The following is a 17,569-nucleotide window of genomic DNA, read 5'->3' on the forward strand; positions in this document are numbered from 1 at the left end:
ATTTTAGGCTGGAGGGTGTACGATGCAGAAGCAGGAGAAGGACAGACACAGACTGGAAGAACACGAATCACTGGCAGGCGTGATTTTTTCCAACCTGTTTTCATTGCTGAAAATATTCCTTGTCTGTTTTGTGCTGGTGTATCTAACAGCCAATTATCTTGTGCGGCCGCTGCGTGTACAGGGAGGCAGTATGTATCCGACGCTGAAAACGGGTGAATTCGGATTTGGCAATGCGTTTTCCGGTCATTTTCAGGAAATCAAGCGCGGTGATATCGTGATTGTCTATGACAAGAAGAAGACGCATACCTATTGGGTGAAGCGTGTCATCGGTCTGCCCGGTGAGCGGATCCGCGCCAGTGGGGATACGGTATACATCAATGATACAGCTATTCAGGAGCCTTATCTTGACAATGATTATGCGGATAGTATCCGGTTGACGGAAAATTATAAATTCACAGAGGATTTTGATGAGGTGCAGCTGGGAGAGGACGAATATTATCTGATGGGGGACAATCGCTATGCAAGCAAGGACTCCCGCGAAATGGGGGCCTTCAAGCGCGGTGATATCAAGGCAGTGGATTTTTTCATTGTGCTGCCGTTTAATAAAATGAGAGTGGCGGAATAAGATATGAACAAAAACAAAAGAACCAGAAGCAATCTGGACATTGTATATACTATCCTTGACTTTGCCCGACTGATTCTGATCACTGTAGTGGCGGCAATGGTCATTCTGGTCTTTGTGGCACGCAAGGAGGAAGTCAGAGGCACCTCCATGTATCCCACGCTGGTGGAAGGTGAGTCGGTAATCATCAATATGGCAGCAAACTATGTCGGTGAAATTAAGCGCTTTGATGTGGTTGTTGCCAGAGAATATCGAAGTGATGATTTGTGGGTCAAGCGTGTCATCGGGTTGCCTGGAGAAACGATTAGCTACCGTGAGGATGTGCTGTACGTGGATGGAAAGGCGATGGAGGAACCGTTTCTGGATAAGAAGTATGTGGATCAGGTGAAAAAAAGTGCGAATAAGCTTTATTTTACACAGGATTATACATCAAAAAAGCTGGGGAAGAATGAATATCTGCTGGTTGGTGATAACCGTAATGAATCTCTGGATTCAAGAAATGATGCTGTAGGGCCGTTTCAGCGGGAACAGATCATCGCCAGAGGGGTGTTTGTTTACCAGCCATTTTCGAAAGCGAGGTATGTAGGCAATGGCGGATGATAAAATACGCATTCAATGGTTCCCGGGTCATATGACCAAGGCGAAGCGGGAAATGCAGGAAAAGCTGAACATGGTGGACATGGTGATCGAGCTGCGGGATGCCCGCATTCCAAGTGCCAGCAAGAATCCGATGATTGAGGAGCTGTGTCAGAACAAGCCGCGGCTGATCGTACTTTCCAAAAAGGATAAGGCGGATGCTGCGGCGACAAAGCTGTGGTGCAGTGCGTTGCAAAATGAAACCACACGCGTTGTGGCACTGGATATTCTGAAGGAGAATATCATACCCGGAATCGTGGAAGAAAGCCGTCTGCTCATGCAGGCGAAAATCGAGCGTATGAAGCGAAGAGGCATCCGTCCGCGTGCCATCCGCGCAATGGTAGTCGGCGTACCGAATGTCGGTAAATCCACTTTTATCAACCGGATATCCAAAAAAAAGGTGGCTGTCACCGGAGATCGCCCGGGTGTGACAAGGGCACTGCAGTGGTCGAAGGTGAACCAGAATCTGGAGCTGCTCGATACTCCGGGGGTGCTGTGGCCGAAATTCGAGGATGAAACCGTTGGCGTTCTGCTGGCTATCACGGGAGCGATACGTGATGAAATCCTCCCGCTGGAGGAGATTGCGGCCTGGGCGATGCGGTATCTGATTGCGAACCATAAAGAGGCGCTGCAGCAGCGCTATGATATTGCCGTGTGTGAGGATCCCTATATCATGCTGGAGCGAATTGCAGAAAAGCGCGGCTTTATGCGCAAGGGTGAAATGGATGAGAAGCGTACCATTGAAGCTTTCCTGCGGGAGCTGCGGGATGACAAGCTGGGAAGAATTACGTGGGAGATGCCGTATGCAGACAGCGAATGAGTATGAACAGGTATGGTGGCAGCAGGGAAAGCGCTGCATTGTAGGCATCGATGAAGCAGGCAGAGGTCCCATTGCCGGACCTCTTGTCGTTGCGGCCGTTGCCTTTCCACCAGGGTATTCCCATCCGGAAATTTACGACTCCAAGAAGCTGAGCGATAAGAAGCGAAGAGCCCTTTTCCATGAGGTGGTTGCGCAGGCGCTGGAATATCATATACGTATCATCGAGCCGAAGATTATCGATGAATTGAATATTTATCGTGCGACCCAGAGGGCGATGCAGGATATAAGCGATATGTTTGCACATGCGGACGGTATTTTAACGGATGCCATGCCGCTTCCTCATAATGAGCGGGATGTGATTTCCCTTGTTAAGGGAGATCAGAAAAGCGTCAGTATTGCAGCCGCAAGCATTTTGGCCAAGGTTACACGGGATTGTATGATGGAAGCGTATGACCGGCAGTATCCGCAATATGGCTTTGCGCGTCACAAGGGCTATCCGACAAAGGCTCATATAGAGGCACTGCATACCTATGGTGTGATTACAGGGCTGTATCGGGAAAGCTATGGTCCGGTAGCTGCCATGCGGCAGCTGGTGCTGGATATTTAAGCAGTGAAGGCTGCTTTTTTTAATTTTTGTAAAAAATAATAAGAAAAATAAGAAGTGTATAAAAATGTATTGCAAAATAAGAGAAACCGTACTATACTATGGATAAGGAACAGGAAAGGCGGTGGCAGGATGTTTACATGGGTAAAAGGCAATGTATATACGCTTGTATTGACACTGTATCCGAATAACATTACCTTGAACAGCAGCGCTGCCTCTTATTTTGAGGATGTGCGCTGGGCCATGATCGGACTGGATAAGGATAGCCTGAAATTAGGAATACGTCCCGTTACAAAACGGGAAATCGATCTGCATCTGGTATCTATGGATCAGCTGCATAAGGTGTCTGTTGGAAAAGGATATGCAAGAATCAGCAACAAAATGATCATTGAGGAGATTTCCGGTATGATCAATCAGCCGATCAACGGACTGAAAATCAACGCGGCCTATGATGAAACGGAGAATATGCTGATTGCAGATCTCCATGAGCTGGCTGCAGATAAGGGGTGAATGGATTATGGTACTGATCTGGATTGCCATTAGCGTAGGCGCGGTTCTGGTTGAACTGGCGACACCTACTGCATTGATTTCCATATGGTTTGCCGTGGGAGGTGTAATCGGAGCGCTGACGGCTTTGATCAATCTTCCGCTGTGGGTGCAGATTGTATGCTTTGTTGTTGTTTCACTTGCCAGTATGCTGATTGTGCGTCCGATAGCCTCACGTTATCTGCGTGGGAATACGGTGCCTACCAATGCCGATCGCTTTATCGGTGAGATTGCGCAGGTAACCAGTCTTGTGACAAAGGATGAATGGGGCGAGGTCAAGGTGAACGGGACAATGTGGCATGCGGTTCCTGTGGATGATGATTCCATCGAGGAAGGTGCAAAGGTCAAGGTTGTCGCTATTGAAGGTGCTAAGTTACTTGTAAAAAGAGTAAGCGAAAGATAGAAAAAGAAAGAAGGTAATGATGATGAGTGTATTTCAGATTATACTGCTTGTTGTAGTTGCGCTGATTCTGGTTGGGCTGTTTGCCTACCTCATCCGTATCGTGCCGCAGGCAAAGGCATATGTCGTTGAACGACTGGGTGCCTATCATACAACTTGGAACACAGGAATTCATATTCTGGTTCCTTTTGTGGATCGTGTTTCGAATAAGGTGACATTGAAGGAGGTTGTGAAGGATTTTGCTCCGCAGCCGGTTATTACCAAGGATAATGTAACCATGCAGATTGACACGGTTGTATATTTTCAGATTACCGATCCAAAGCTGTATACGTATGGTGTTGTAGGACCGATCACCGCGATTGAAAATTTAACAGCGACCACACTGCGTAATATCATCGGTGATCTGGAGCTGGATGAAACGCTGACCTCCCGTGATATTATCAATACGAAGATGCGTGCGATTCTGGATGAAGCAACAGATCCATGGGGCATTAAGGTGAACCGTGTAGAGGTTAAAAACATCATCCCGCCGCGCGATATTCAGGAAGCGATGGAAAAGCAGATGCGTGCAGAGCGTGAACGACGTGAATCCATCCTTCGTGCAGAGGGTGAAAAACGAAGCAATATCCTGACTGCCGAGGGTGAAAAGGAAGCGATGGTGCTGCGTGCTAATGCAAAGAAGGAAGCAATGATTGCGGAAGCGGAAGGACAGGCACGTGCAATGGAGCGTATTTATGAAGCACAGGCCCGTGGTATTGAAATGATTAAGAATGCCAACCCGACGAAGGAATATCTGAGTCTGAAGAGTCTGGAAACCTATGAGAAAATGGCGGATGGCAAAGCGACCAAGATTGTTGTGCCAAGCGAAATGCAGAATATGGCTTCCTTCCTGACAAGTGCCAGAGAAATTCTGGTAGATGATGCAGCGAAGGATGCGCTGAAAGAAGTCATTAAGCCGAAAAAGGGCTGAGTGAGACACGCGGAGTACCTTAGCACAGATGTTTTTCATGAAAAGCAGGAAAAAATTCCTGTTTTTTTTAGGAGTTTTTGATGTTCATTTCGTATATACATATGAGGTGATATTATGAGAGAACAACTATTGTGCTATGCACTGCGCTATGAAGGCGACTGGAAAAAGATGAAGCTTGCGCTGGACAGGCAGGAGCCCTGGACACGGATGGCGTATGAGGGAAGCTATGTGACGATTGCTGATCAGGCCTATCCCGACAAGCTGCGAAGGCTTGCCTGTCCGCCGTGGATATTGTTTTATGAGGGTGACATGACACTGCTTCAGAAACCGGGCTGCGGTATTGTCGGCAGTCGGCAGGCGAGTGCTGCGGGGCTAAGAAACTGTGCGCGTATTACCGATTGTATGAAAGAGCGCTTCGTCATCGTGTCCGGTCTTGCCAGGGGAATTGATGGACAGGCGCATCGCAGTGCACTGGATCAGCATACGATTGCAGTAATTGGCTGTGGTCTGGATGTCGTATATCCAAAGGAGCATGCGTCCCTGTATGCTGTTATGATAAAAAAGCAGCTGATTATCAGTGAGTATCCAAACGGAACAAAGCCCTATGCGTACCACTTTCCATGGCGAAATCGGATTATCGCCGCATTGAGTGAGGCCGTTATCGTTGTGGAGGCTCGTCGAAGAAGTGGTTCGCTGCTGACGGTAAATGAGGCGCTGGAGCTGGATATTCCTGTTTACTGTGTGCCTCATGCTTATCTGGATGAGGCCGGAACCGGCTGCAATCTATTGATCTCACAGGGGGCAAATATCCTTGTGGATGAGGACGATCTGCGCCTTATTTTTTAAAAAATGTTTGACAAAACAGGAATTTGTGCGAATAATAGGAGACGTATATTTAATTGCTAGGAGGCATAACATGAAAAATCTGGTTATTGTGGAATCCCCTTCCAAATCCAAAACCATAGAAAAATACCTGGGTGGCGACTATCATGTTGTTTCATCCAAAGGACATATACGTGATCTTGCGACAAGCGGCAAGGGTGGTCTGGGAATCGATGTTGAGAATGATTTCGAGCCGACCTACAAGGTCAGCAGTGACAAACGCGCAGTCGTTAAGGAGCTGAAGGACCTCGCGAAAAAAAGCGATCATGTATATCTGGCAAGTGACCCCGACCGTGAGGGAGAGGCGATTGCCTGGCATCTGGCAAATGTGCTGGATTTGAATATGGAAGAAGAAAACCGTATCATCTTCAACGAAATCACAAAACATGCAGTGGTGGAGGCGTTTGAGCATCCGCGTACGATTGATCAGGACCTGGTGAAATCCCAGGAGGCACGGCGTATGCTGGACCGCATCATCGGCTTTAAGCTGTCCAAGCTGTTACAGAGTAAAATAAAAAGCAAATCCGCAGGCCGTGTGCAGTCGGTGGCACTGCGCCTGATCGTTGAACGGGAAAATGAAATCCGCGCGTTTAAGAGTGAGGAATACTGGACACTGGCTGCCAATATTGAAAAGGATGGAAAGACGTTCAGCGCATCCTTAAACAAGATCGACGGCAAGAAGGCTGACCTGAAAACGCAGGAGGAGGTCAATGCGGTCATCGAGCGCTGCTGTCATGACTTCATTGTCAGCAGCATTGAAAAGAAGGTACGCAAGAAAGAAGCGAGAATGCCGTTCATCACCTCCACCCTGCAGCAGGAGGCAAGCACCAAGCTGGGCTTTGGAGCAAAGAAAACCATGCAGATTGCACAGAAGCTGTATGAGGGACTTCCGCTTGCGGGAGGAGTCAGCGAGGGTCTTATTTCCTATATGCGTACCGATTCCACACGACTGAGTGATCAGTTTGTCAAGGATGCGGAAAGCTATATCGAAGAAACCTATGGGAAGGACTACAAGGGACGTGCCCGTCAGAAAAACAGTGAAAATGCACAGGATGCGCATGAGGCCATTCGTCCGACGAGTATTCTGAATACGCCGGCAAGAGTCAAGGAATATCTGACAAATGATCAGTATAAGCTGTACAAGCTGATTTATGCCAGAACGCTGGCATCCTTAATGGCGCCAAGCAAAAGCAATGTGGTCAATGTACAGATCGTATCCGATGGCTGTGAGTTCAGTGCCAACGGCTCCATTCTTACCTTTGACGGTTATCTGAAAATCTACAGCGATTATGAAACTGTTAAGGATGAAATGCTGCCAATCATGGAAGAACAGGAAACGCTCAAGGATGTTGAGCTGGAAGGTAAGCAGCACTTCACCGAGCCGCCGCTTCGCTACAGTGAGGCCCGCCTGATCAAGGATCTGGAGGAAAAGGGAATCGGACGTCCGTCCACCTATGCAATCATCATTGATACACTGCAGGCCCGCGGCTATGTCTCTTTGGAGCGCCCAAGTGAGGGCAGTAAGACGAAGGTCTTCATCCCCAGTGAACAGGGCGAGCTGACCGACACCAAGCTGCAGGAATTCTTCAGCGGCATCATCAACGTATCCTATACGGCGAATATGGAGCATCACCTGGACGAGATTGCGGCAGGAGAGCGAAACAATATTGAAGAGGTTCGTACCTTCTATAATGAATTTGAACCGCTGCTGCAGAATGCATATGAGAATATGGAAAAGAAGGAGCTGGAGCGCACCGGAGAAAAATGTCCGGACTGCGGGAACGACCTGGTGTATCGCATCGGGCGTTTCGGTAAATTTATCTCCTGCATCAACTTTCCGGAATGCCGCTATACCAAAGGTGAGGATGAGGATGAAAATGCTGTGGAGGAGGTCTGCCCGAAATGCGGAAGCAAGATGGTGACGAAAAAAGGACGCTACGGCTCCTTCCTTGCCTGCAGCAATTACCCGGAATGTAAATATATCAAAAGCAACAAGACGAAGGAAGAACCGGAGCCTACCGGAGAAATGTGTCCGGACTGCGGTCATGAGCTGGTAAGAAGAAAATCCCGTTTCGGTACGACCTTTATCGGCTGCAGCAATTATCCGAAATGCCGCTATATCAAAAAGGAACCGAAGAAGGAAAAAGCGGAAGGGGATGATAAGGCAGCACCGAAGAAAAAGGCAGCTGCCAAGAAAACGACCAAGAAGGTTGTGAAAAAGGCAGTGAAGAAACCCGTGAAGAAGGCTGTGGAAGCAGAGGCAGAAGGCAGTGAATCATGATGGATAAGGTAACCGTTGTCGGAGCCGGTCTGGCAGGCTGTGAGGCGGCGTGGCAGCTGGTAAAGCGCAAGATTCCGGTACGGCTTGTGGAAATGCGGCCGAAAACGTCCTCACCGGCACACCACAGTGAAAACTTTGCGGAGCTTGTGTGCTCCAATTCCCTTCGCTCGGATTCCCTGAACAATGCGGTTGGGATTTTGAAAGAGGAAATGCGGCATCTGGATTCCATCATCATGGAGAGTGCGGATGCCACACGGGTTCCGGCCGGCAGTGCGCTGGCAGTGGATCGTCAGGCCTTTTCCCGGCGTATTACAGAACAGCTGAAACAGCATCCGCTGATTGAGGTCATACAGGAAGAGGTAACACAGATTCCCGATGGTCCCTGCATCATTGCCAGCGGTCCGCTGACAAGCGATGCATTAAGCAAAGCCATACAGGAATACACCCATGCGGATTATTTCCATTTCTATGATGCGGCCGCCCCGATCATTGAAAAGGACAGCATTGATTTTTCTAAGGCATATATCAAATCCCGTTATGATAAGGGAGAGGCTGCCTATATCAACTGTGCGATGAGCAGGGAGGAATTTGATGCCTTTTACGAGGAGCTGATTCATGCGGAAACCGCACAGCTGCACGAGTTTGAGGATGAAACCTACTTTGAAGGCTGTATGCCGTTTGAGGAAATGGCACGCCGCGGACGGCAGACGCTGCTGTTTGGGCCGATGAAGCCGGTTGGACTGGAGCGTCCGGATGGAACGACACCGTATGCGGTTGTCCAGCTGCGTCAGGATAATGCCGTGGCAAGTCTGTATAATATCGTCGGCTTTCAGACGCATTTAAAATGGGGGGAGCAGAAGCGTCTGCTGTCCATGATTCCCGGCTTAGAGAATGTTTCCATTGTGCGCTATGGTGTCATGCACCGCAACTCCTATCTGTGTGCACCGAAGGTTCTGCGCCCCACCTATCAGCATGTCCAGCGGGATAATCTGTTCTTTGCCGGTCAGCTGTGCGGCGTGGAGGGCTATGTCGAAAGTGCGGCCAGCGGACTTCTGGCTGGGATGAATATGGCCAACCTCATGCGTGAGAAAGCAGTCGTGGAGCTGCCGGATACGTGTGTCATCGGATCGATGGCGCACTACATCACTCATGCCAGCGAGCGCTATTTTCAGCCGATGAATGCCAACTTCGGAATTATGCGTCTGTTGGAAAAGGTAAAGAAGAAGGAACGCAAGGAGGCATTTGCCAATCAGGCGCTATCCGTAATCGATACATACAAAAAGGAGTTTGACTGATGGAGGAACTGCTTGCGCGGTTTCTGCAGTACATGGATTCCCTCAACAGCGGCAGTGTGCATACACGCGCCGCCTACCAAAGAGATATACGCGAGTTTATCTCTTTTTTGCAGGAAGAGGGAATTGAGGAGCTGCAGGATGCAGATCGCATCATCGTCATGAACTACATTGCCTCTTTGCGTGAGAAGCCCGGGGTCAGCGGAGAAATGAAAAATTCCACGATTGCCCGCAAGCTGTCCTCCCTTCGTTCCTTTTACCGCTATCTGAATGAATATGTGGGAATCACGCAGAATCCGTTTCTGTATTTTAAGACACCGAAGCGCGCCAAGCGGATACCGGAGTTTCTGTTTTATGATGAAATGGATACCTTTTTGAGCAGCTTTGATCTGGACACGCCGGACGGACTGCGGGATCGTGCGATGTTTGAGCTGATGTATGCCTGCGGTCTGCGGGTCAGTGAAGCGGCCTCCCTTCGGTTATACGATATCGATCTGCACGATCGCATCCTCACCATACACGGTAAGGGAAACAAGCAGCGCATTGTTCCCTTTTATGCGCTGGCAGGAGAGTTGCTGGAGCACTACCTTCAGGAGGTGCGTCCGCAATGGATGAAGGAGGAACACGATGTCGTGTTCATCAATCAGCGGGGGAAGGGGCTGACCACGCGCGGCATACAGTACCGCATGCAGCTGGCCGCTGATACCTGCTCGCTTTCCGTGCATGTGCATCCGCATATGTTCCGGCATTCCTTTGCGACGCATCTTTTGGATAACGGTGCTGACCTGCGTGTGGTACAGGAGCTGCTGGGACACGCATCGCTATCGACAACGCAGGTATATGTCCATGTGACACAGGAGCGGCTGAAGAAGGCCTATACGCATGCACACCCGCGTGCACAAGAAAAGTAAAAAAACTATTGAAAAGAACAATGAATGTGATATAATAAACAACGGTGCGAACACGCACACTACACACATCATGGATTCGGCAGCCCGTGCTTCGAGACGCAGTGTATGCGTCAATGACAAGTTGCTGCCGCGTGGAAGTGATGGAGGCGTAACGGAAAGTGAGGATATATCATGTCAGTAGTAACAATGAGAAAATTATTGGAATCTGGTGTACATTTCGGTCATCAGACTCGCAGATGGAACCCAAAAATGAAACCAAACATCTATGCAAGCAGAAACGGTGTTTACATCATCAATCTGGAGAAAACTCTGGAACAGCTGGACACTGCATATGCGGCAATGAAAGATATCGCTGAAAAAGGCGGAAAGGTACTGTTCGTAGGTACGAAGAAACAGGCACAGGCTGTGGTTGTTGAGGAAGCGCTTCGCTCCGGAAGCTTCTTTGTAAATCAGAGATGGCTGGGTGGTCTGTTAACAAACTACCGTACGATTCAGAAACGTGTAAAACGTCTTGTTGAAATCGAAGAGATGGAAGCAAACGGAACACTGGACCTGTACCCTAAGAAAGAAATCGCACAGGTGAAGAAGCAGAAGGCTCGTCTGGAAAACTTCCTGGGCGGAATCAAGGAAATGAAGAAGCTGCCAAACGCAATCTTCGTTATTGATCCAAAAGAAGAACACAATGCTGTTGCAGAGGCTAAGAAGCTGGGAATCCCTGTATTTGCAATGGTGGATACAAACTGTGACCCTGAAACAGTCGATTACCCGATTGCTTCCAATGATGATGCAATCCGTTCCGTAAAACTGATTACAACTCTGATGGCAGATGCTATTGTAGAAGCTAAGGGTGGTCTGTTAAGCGTTGCTCACAATATTGATGAGAACGAAAACGATGTAACGATGAAGGATGTTATCATCAATGTGGAAGAGCAGATTGCAGAAAACGAAAGACGTCGTCGTCAGAGAAACGAGGAACGTCGTAACCGTCGTCCTTATGACCGTAACCGTAACGGACGCAATGCAAAGGCTCCTTACCAGAGACGTGAAAACGTACGACCTGCTGCAGACAGCAGACCGGCGAATAACGATTCCGCAAGAAGTGAAGCACCTAAGACTGCTGAATAATCAGAAAAACATAAGAATATAAATGGAGGAAAGATCATGATCACTGCTGCATTAGTAAAAGAATTACGTGAAAAAACAGGCGCAGGAATGATGGACTGCAAAAAGGCTCTGACAGAGTGTGATGGCGACATCGCAAAGTCTATCGACTGGCTGCGTGAAAAGGGTATTGCAAAGGCTGCCAAGAAGAACGACCGTATCGCTGCAGAAGGTCTGACACGCGTTGGTGTGGAAGGCAACACCGGAGTTATTTTCGAGGTAAACTCTGAAACGGACTTCGTTGCAAAGAACGAACAGTTCCTGGAGCTGCTGGAAACAGTTAAGAATGCACTGATTGCCAACAAGCCTGCGGATCTGGATGCTGCACTGGCTTGCACGGTGAACGGTGAAACCATTGCGGATCTGGTAACAACTGCGACAGCCACGATCGGAGAAAAAATCTCTCTGCGCCGTATGGCTGTAGTTGAAAAGGCGGACGATGAAGTATTTGCTTCCTACATGCACATGGGCGGAAAGATTTCTGCGCTGGCTGTATTAAAGGGTGCGGATGAAAAAGTCGCTAAGGATATGGCAATGCAGATTGCAAGTATGAATCCGCAGTATGTCTCTCGTGATGACATGCCGGTTGAGGTTGTTGAACACGAGCGTAAGGTACAGACTGAAATCGTGAAAAACGATGAGAAGCTGGCCAGCAAACCGGAAAAGGTTCTTGCCGGAATCATCGAAGGAAAGGTTTCCAAGAATCTGAAGGACGCTTGTCTGGTTGAACAGGAATTTTTCCTGAATCCTGACCAGAAGGTAGGACAGTATCTGAAGGAACATGCTTCTACTGTCGCAAGCTTTATTCGTTACGCAGTAGGTGAAGGAATCGAAAAACGTGAAGATAACTTTGCTGAAGAAGTAATGAGCCAGGCATTTGGTAAATAGGACACTCTTTGTGTCCTTTTTTTAAGGAAAGGTAACGTAAACAAATACAGAGAAGCAGACGGGTGTGCTTGTGACAACATTTATAAAATGGAAAAAAACAGCACATTCCTCTTCCTTTTTGAAAGCTTTTTCTTTATAATAAGAACGAAAGGATTTCATAATCCATACATACGAAAAAATGATAAAGGTGGACGTAATTATGTACAAACGAGTATTGCTGAAATTAAGCGGAGAAGCATTGTCCTCTCCGGGGAATTCCTTTGATCCCAAAATTCTTGCTTCCCTGGCAAAGGAACTGAAACAGGTGCATGAGCTTGGTGTGGATCTGGCAATCGTTGTCGGCGGGGGAAATTTCATCCGCGGCAAGATGGCGGAAACCATGGGCATCGAACGTGTGCAGGCAGACTATATGGGGATGCTGGCAACTGTAATCAATGCACTGGCAGTACAGAGTGCGCTGGAGCAGGAAGGTGTTCCTACCCGTGTACAGACAGCGATTGAAATGCAGAAGGTTGCTGAACCGTTTATTGTGCGTCGTGCAAACCGTCATCTGGAAAAAAGCCGTGTTGTAATTTTCGGTGCCGGAACAGGGAATCCATATTTCTCAACGGATACCACAGCAGCTCTTCGTGCGAGCGAAATCGGAGCCGATGTGATTCTGATGGCAAAAAACGGCGTGGACGGTGTATACAACGCAGATCCGAAGACCAATCCGGATGCAGTAAAATATGACACGCTTACGTATATGGACCTAATTCAGGAGGGGCTGGCTGTCATGGATACGACAGCTACCAGCATGTGCATGGACAATGACATCGATCTGGTGGTGTTCAATATGAATGAGCACGGCAATATCCTGAAGGCTGTACAGGGGGATATTACGGGAACCGTTATCACAAAGGAAAGGAAGTAATACTATGGAAATCTTAAATCATGCGGAAGAAAAAATGAAGAAGGCAGTAGCCGTACTGGAGGAGGATCTGAAAACGATTCGTACCGGTATAGCACACGCATCTCTGCTTGACCATGTGCAGTTTGAATATTATGGAAGTCCGACACCGATCAATCAGGTGGCATCCGTTAAGGTTGTTGAGGGACGTCAGCTTGTCATCAAACCGTATGACCGCGGTACGCTGAAGGACATTGAACGTGCGATTCAGACAAGCGATACCGGTCTTGTTCCACAGAGTGATGGAGAAGTTATTCGTCTTAATGTTCCAGCGCTGACAGAGGAGCGCCGTAAGGAGCTGGCAAAATCCGCTCATAAAATGGGAGAGGAAGCAAAAATCGCTATCCGTAATATCCGTCGTGATGCAAATGATGCAGTGAAGAAGGATAAAGAGCTGACAGAGGATCTGAAGAAGGATGCACAGGAGAAAATCCAGAAGCTGACGGATAAAATCGGAAAGTCCATTGATTCTGCTGTGGATACAAAAGCAAAGGAAATCATGAAGGTTTAAACACATACAGGAGATGTCTGGCAAGCAGCATCTCTTTTCTTGTGCCATATGTAAAAAAAGGGAATCAAATTCAGCTGTATAGCTGTAAAAGTATGGTAGTTCATGGAAAGTATGGTATAATAATTCTGTTCTGATGAACACGCGATAATGATTGTAGGAGGATGGATCCTTATGGATACAAGAGTCATACCGCAGCACATTGCCATCATCATGGATGGAAATGGACGCTGGGCTAAGAAACGAGGTCTGCCGAGAACTGCCGGACATAAGCAGGGAGCGGAAAATATAAGAAAAATCGCCATAGCATGCAATACGATGGGAGTGAAAGCACTGACCTGCTATGCGTTTTCCACGGAGAACTGGAAACGTCCGCAGGATGAGGTTGATTATCTGTGCAAGCTTCCGAAGCTTTTTTTTAACCGCTATCTGGCAGAGCTGAAAAAGAATAATATCAAGGTAACCTTTCTCGGGGAAATCGAACGCTTCCCGGATGAGACACGCCGTGTCATTACCACAGCCGTTGAGCAGACGCAGGAGAACACGGGGCTGATTCTCTGTCTGGCTGTCAATTACGGTTCCCGCCGTGAAATCACATTGGCCGCGCAGAGATATGCACAGGATGTACAGCAGGGGAAGGTGAGCCCGGAAATCGACGAGGATGCTTTTGGCAGCTATATGATGACAGCGGATATGCCGGAGCTGGATTTGATGATCCGCACGAGTGGAGAGCTGCGTATCAGCAATTTTCTGCTTTGGCAGCTGGCCTATGCGGAGCTTATATTCACACCGGTGGCCTGGCCGGATTTCTCACAGGAGGAGCTGAATAGAGCCATCGATGAATTTAATCACAGAAACCGCAGATTTGGAGGTCTGTAATATGAAGACCAGGATTATTACAGCGCTGCTGATCATCCTCTGCGTAGTCCCGCCACTGGTATACGGCGGCTGGCTGATTGATCTGCTGATTGCGTTTATTATTGTTGCAGGCGGCATTGAGCTGCTGAATCTAAAGGAACAGGATGCAAAATGGCCTCTGGGAATCAAGACACTTGCGATTGTGGCAGTCTTTGTACTGGTTTTAAGCGATGAACGGCTGCATGTTGCCTTGCTTGGTGTCTCAGCACTTATCTTTTTATCCATACCGGTATTCACAGATCGCTTTCATGCCAAGGATGGCTTCCTGTGTATTGCCTATGTGACGTTCTTCTTTGCAATCGCACGCTGCTTTCTGCATATTTACGGAACCAATCGCATGTATGTGTGGTTTATCATCATCGCCACCTATGCGTGTGATACCGCTGCGTATTTCTGCGGACGGTTTTTAGGGAAGCATAAGCTGAATGTACGTATTTCTCCAAAAAAGACATGGGAGGGCTCCATTGGCGGGTGGCTTTTCGGCGCTCTGTTATCCTTTGCCTTTGCCTGGTTTATGATCGATACGATGACGCCGCTTCAGATGATGATTGCTTCCGCAATTCTGACGGTGACCGGACAGATTGGTGATCTTGCGTTCAGCGCTATTAAGCGCAACTTCGGTATTAAGGATTTTTCCGATCTGCTGCCTGGACATGGCGGTGTGCTGGATCGGGTGGATTCTCTTGTCTTTAATTTTATTTGTTTTGATTTGATACTGGTGGTGTTGATGTTATGAAAAAAATAATGCTGCTTGGTGCCAGCGGAAGTATTGGCACCCAGACTCTGGATGTGGTAAAGCATCATAGTTCTGAATTTGAAATCATAGGATTAAGTGTCGGCTATAACATGAAAAAGCTGGCAGAGATATTGGATGCCCTGCCAAAGGTGCGTCAAGTCTGCGTGGCGCAGGAAGCGGATATGGAGGATATGCAGAAACGCTATCCCAGCCATTCCTTCTGCTTTGGCGATGCCGGACTGAAGCAGCTTGCCGCAAATACGGATTACGATGTTCTGGTGAATGCGGTCGTCGGCTTTCGCGGACTTGTACCGACACTGACAGCCATTGAGCATGACAAGACGGTAGCCCTTGCCAACAAGGAGAGTCTGGTTGCCGGGGGACCGCTGGTAAAGCGTGCCCTAAAAGAGCATCCGGTTGCGCTGTATCCCATTGACTCCGAGCATTCCGCAATCTTCCAGTGCCTGCAGGGGAATGCGCTGAAAGAGGTCGATAAGCTGATTATTACGGCAAGCGGGGGAAGCTTTCGTGACCGCAGCCGTGCTGAGCTTGCGGATGTCACCGTAAAGGAGGCCCTGCAGCATCCCAACTGGGACATGGGCGGACGCATTACCATTGATTCCGCTACCATGATGAACAAGGGCTTTGAGGTGATCGAAGCACATTATCTGTTTGATATTCCTTACGATGCAATCGATGTGGTGATCCATCGCGAGAGTATCATCCATTCCATGGTGCAGTATCGTGACCATGCAATCATGGCACAGCTGGGAACAGCAGACATGCGCCTGCCAATTCAGTATGCATTATCGTATCCCTCCCGTCTGGAAATGAAAAATGCCGAGCCGTTTGACTTTCAGCGGACCTTTGCACTTCATTTTACGCCTGCCAGCGAGGAGCGCTATCCTCTGCTGAAGCTGGCCTTTGCGGTTGGCAGAAAAGAAGGAAACCTGGGCGCAGTTATGAATGGTGCGGATGAGGAGGCCGTTGCGTTGTTCCTCGATGGGAAAATCGGTTTTCTGGACATCGAGCGCTATATTATAAAGGCAGTGGAAGCTGCTGCATACATCGCGCATCCTTCTCTGGAAGAGGTTATAGAGAGTGATGCCTGGGCACGGGAATTCGTGCACAGGGCGTGGAAAGGAGGAATGTGTACGGTATGAGCAATATAGTAAATATTATTTATTTTATTCTGATTCTGAGTGTTATCATTATCGTTCATGAGCTGGGACATCTGATTGCTGCCAAGCGTTTCGGTGTCTACTGCAAGGAATTTTCCATCGGTATGGGCCCTGTTGTTTATCAGAAGCAGGTCGGTGAAACTGCATGGTCCATCCGTGCTCTTCCGATTGGCGGCTTTGTGGCGATGGCCGGAGAAGAGGATGATGATGAGGCAGAGGAACTGGATATTCCATATGAGCGCACATTAAACGGCATCAAGCCGTGGAAGCAGATCGTTGTTATGGCGGCAGGAGCTGTCATGAATGTCCTGCTGGCGTGGGTGCTGTTTATCGGCATTACCGCGTATCAGGGTGCTGTCAGTGTCCCGGGAAAGGCACTGGTTGCCTCTGTACAGGAGAATTCCGCAGCAGAGAAGGGTGGAATGAAGGCCGGGGATGAAATCATCCGTGTGAAGAACGGTAATGAGGTTCTGGAGCCGAAGACCTTCAACGATGTTGTAGAATTTATCCAGTATTATAATGGTGATACGGAATTTACCGTATTGCGGGATGGGAAGCAGGTAACGCTGCATTTCACACCAACGTATGTCAAGGATGAAAGTAAGTATATTCTCGGGGTTCTTCAGCAAAATGAAATCAAAGAGATTTCACTGCTGGAATCCATACCATACGGTACAGAAAAAATGGTGGATTCAGTAACGACTATTTTTGAATCCCTTGGAAAGCTGGTACAGGGTGTCGGCTTGAAAAATCTGAGCGGGCCTGTCGGTATCTATCAGGTAACGGCCCAGATCACGCAGACCGGTCTGCTGTCAACGATTGCACTGATTGGACTGCTTTCTGTCAACGTCGGCATTTTCAACCTGCTGCCGATACCGATTCTGGATGGTGGACGTATTTTTATCGTTTTGATTGAAACCCTCATCGGGCGTAAGCTGAACGAGCGTATACAAAGTGCCATCATGATGGCCGGTCTGCTGATGATTGTCGGTATTATGGTTCTGGCAACCTGGAATGATATATCGCGTCTGTTTTAACATATCGTATTGTAAAAGGAAGCAGTTAAAATTCTGCTTCCTTTTATCTTCTTTTTCGGCTTTGCAATCAAAGTCTTGCAGACGTTGCAGAATAGATTTATAGTATAGATAGATAGGATGTACCGCAGAGCTTTTCCTGATTATGGAAGTGCAGTCTTTCCACCCTGATTAACATGAAGAATGACGGGGATCATCGTGTATTGATAACAGAAAGGCAAGCAGGGGAA

Annotated in this window: 18 protein-coding genes and 1 pseudogene; all 19 read left to right on the forward strand. The window is 48.2% G+C overall.

Features of this window, described 5'->3' with window-relative positions; genetic code table 11:
• The first annotated feature begins 22 nt into the window (after nt 1-22).
• Entirely contained in the window at nt 23-625 is a 603-nt protein-coding gene (lepB, locus tag ACESPQ_RS14460; protein WP_002608919.1) for a signal peptidase I, read from the forward strand.
• 3 nt (nt 626-628) lie between these two features.
• Nucleotides 629-1,222, forward strand: coding sequence for a signal peptidase I (lepB, locus tag ACESPQ_RS14465; protein WP_373144517.1), 594 nt, complete (start codon nt 629-631; stop codon nt 1,220-1,222).
• The gene (ylqF, locus tag ACESPQ_RS14470; RefSeq protein WP_373144518.1) at nt 1,212-2,078 is read left to right on the forward strand and encodes a ribosome biogenesis GTPase YlqF; all 867 of its coding nucleotides are present in this window, start codon (nt 1,212-1,214) and stop codon (nt 2,076-2,078) included. The genes lepB (ACESPQ_RS14465) and ylqF overlap by 11 nt, the downstream gene beginning before the upstream one ends.
• On the forward strand, nt 2,062-2,685 hold the full coding sequence (locus tag ACESPQ_RS14475; protein ID WP_002608922.1) for a ribonuclease HII: 624 nt from the start codon (nt 2,062-2,064) through the stop codon (nt 2,683-2,685). The genes ylqF and ACESPQ_RS14475 overlap by 17 nt, the downstream gene beginning before the upstream one ends.
• Nucleotides 2,686-2,814: 129 nt before the next feature.
• Nucleotides 2,815-3,192: a hypothetical protein gene (locus ACESPQ_RS14480; protein ID WP_002608923.1), complete on the forward strand. Its 378-nt coding sequence runs from the start codon at nt 2,815-2,817 to the stop codon at nt 3,190-3,192.
• A gap of 7 nt (nt 3,193-3,199) precedes the next feature.
• On the forward strand, nt 3,200-3,631 hold the full coding sequence (locus ACESPQ_RS14485) for an NfeD family protein (RefSeq protein ID WP_002608924.1): 432 nt from the start codon (nt 3,200-3,202) through the stop codon (nt 3,629-3,631).
• A gap of 19 nt (nt 3,632-3,650) precedes the next feature.
• A complete protein-coding gene (locus ACESPQ_RS14490) occupies nt 3,651-4,598 on the forward strand; it encodes an SPFH domain-containing protein (RefSeq protein WP_373144519.1) in 948 nt (315 codons plus the stop codon).
• Nucleotides 4,599-4,712: 114 nt separating this feature from the next.
• Nucleotides 4,713-5,444 (forward strand): DNA-processing protein DprA, encoded by a 732-nt coding sequence (dprA, locus tag ACESPQ_RS14495; protein WP_002608926.1) that lies wholly within the window; start codon nt 4,713-4,715, stop codon nt 5,442-5,444.
• Between the two features lie 70 nt (nt 5,445-5,514).
• Nucleotides 5,515-7,761, forward strand: a complete 2,247-nt coding sequence (topA, locus tag ACESPQ_RS14500; protein ID WP_118001840.1) for a type I DNA topoisomerase — start codon at nt 5,515-5,517, stop codon at nt 7,759-7,761.
• Nucleotides 7,758-9,056, forward strand: coding sequence for a methylenetetrahydrofolate--tRNA-(uracil(54)-C(5))-methyltransferase (FADH(2)-oxidizing) TrmFO (gene trmFO, locus ACESPQ_RS14505; protein WP_373144520.1), 1,299 nt, complete (start codon nt 7,758-7,760; stop codon nt 9,054-9,056). Before topA ends, trmFO begins: the two co-directional genes overlap by 4 nt.
• A complete protein-coding gene (gene xerC, locus ACESPQ_RS14510; protein ID WP_109770129.1) occupies nt 9,056-9,964 on the forward strand; it encodes a tyrosine recombinase XerC in 909 nt (302 codons plus the stop codon). The genes trmFO and xerC overlap by 1 nt, the downstream gene beginning before the upstream one ends.
• A 171-nt stretch (nt 9,965-10,135) precedes the next feature.
• Nucleotides 10,136-10,816 (forward strand): annotated as a pseudogene (gene rpsB / locus ACESPQ_RS14515) (30S ribosomal protein S2); the annotation flags it as partial.
• 309 nt (nt 10,817-11,125) lie between these two features.
• Nucleotides 11,126-12,013 (forward strand): translation elongation factor Ts, encoded by an 888-nt coding sequence (gene tsf / locus ACESPQ_RS14520; RefSeq protein ID WP_009269163.1) that lies wholly within the window; start codon nt 11,126-11,128, stop codon nt 12,011-12,013.
• 199 nt (nt 12,014-12,212) lie between these two features.
• The gene (gene pyrH / locus ACESPQ_RS14525) at nt 12,213-12,926 is read left to right on the forward strand and encodes a UMP kinase (protein ID WP_008817320.1); all 714 of its coding nucleotides are present in this window, start codon (nt 12,213-12,215) and stop codon (nt 12,924-12,926) included.
• Nucleotides 12,927-12,930: 4 nt separating this feature from the next.
• Entirely contained in the window at nt 12,931-13,473 is a 543-nt protein-coding gene (gene frr / locus ACESPQ_RS14530; protein WP_002608934.1) for a ribosome recycling factor, read from the forward strand.
• Between the two features lie 171 nt (nt 13,474-13,644).
• Entirely contained in the window at nt 13,645-14,349 is a 705-nt protein-coding gene (locus ACESPQ_RS14535) for an isoprenyl transferase (protein WP_257379239.1), read from the forward strand.
• 1 nt (nt 14,350) lies between these two features.
• Entirely contained in the window at nt 14,351-15,124 is a 774-nt protein-coding gene (locus tag ACESPQ_RS14540) for a phosphatidate cytidylyltransferase (protein WP_002608936.1), read from the forward strand.
• Nucleotides 15,121-16,287, forward strand: a complete 1,167-nt coding sequence (dxr, locus tag ACESPQ_RS14545) for a 1-deoxy-D-xylulose-5-phosphate reductoisomerase (protein ID WP_373144521.1) — start codon at nt 15,121-15,123, stop codon at nt 16,285-16,287. The genes ACESPQ_RS14540 and dxr overlap by 4 nt, the downstream gene beginning before the upstream one ends.
• Nucleotides 16,284-17,342 (forward strand): RIP metalloprotease RseP, encoded by a 1,059-nt coding sequence (gene rseP / locus ACESPQ_RS14550; protein ID WP_009589097.1) that lies wholly within the window; start codon nt 16,284-16,286, stop codon nt 17,340-17,342. Before dxr ends, rseP begins: the two co-directional genes overlap by 4 nt.
• The last annotated feature ends 227 nt before the right edge of the window (nt 17,343-17,569 follow it).

This window comes from Clostridium sp. HGF2 (assembly GCF_964240115.1).
Lineage (GTDB): Bacteria > Bacillota_I > Bacilli_A > Erysipelotrichales > Erysipelotrichaceae > Clostridium_AQ > Clostridium_AQ innocuum.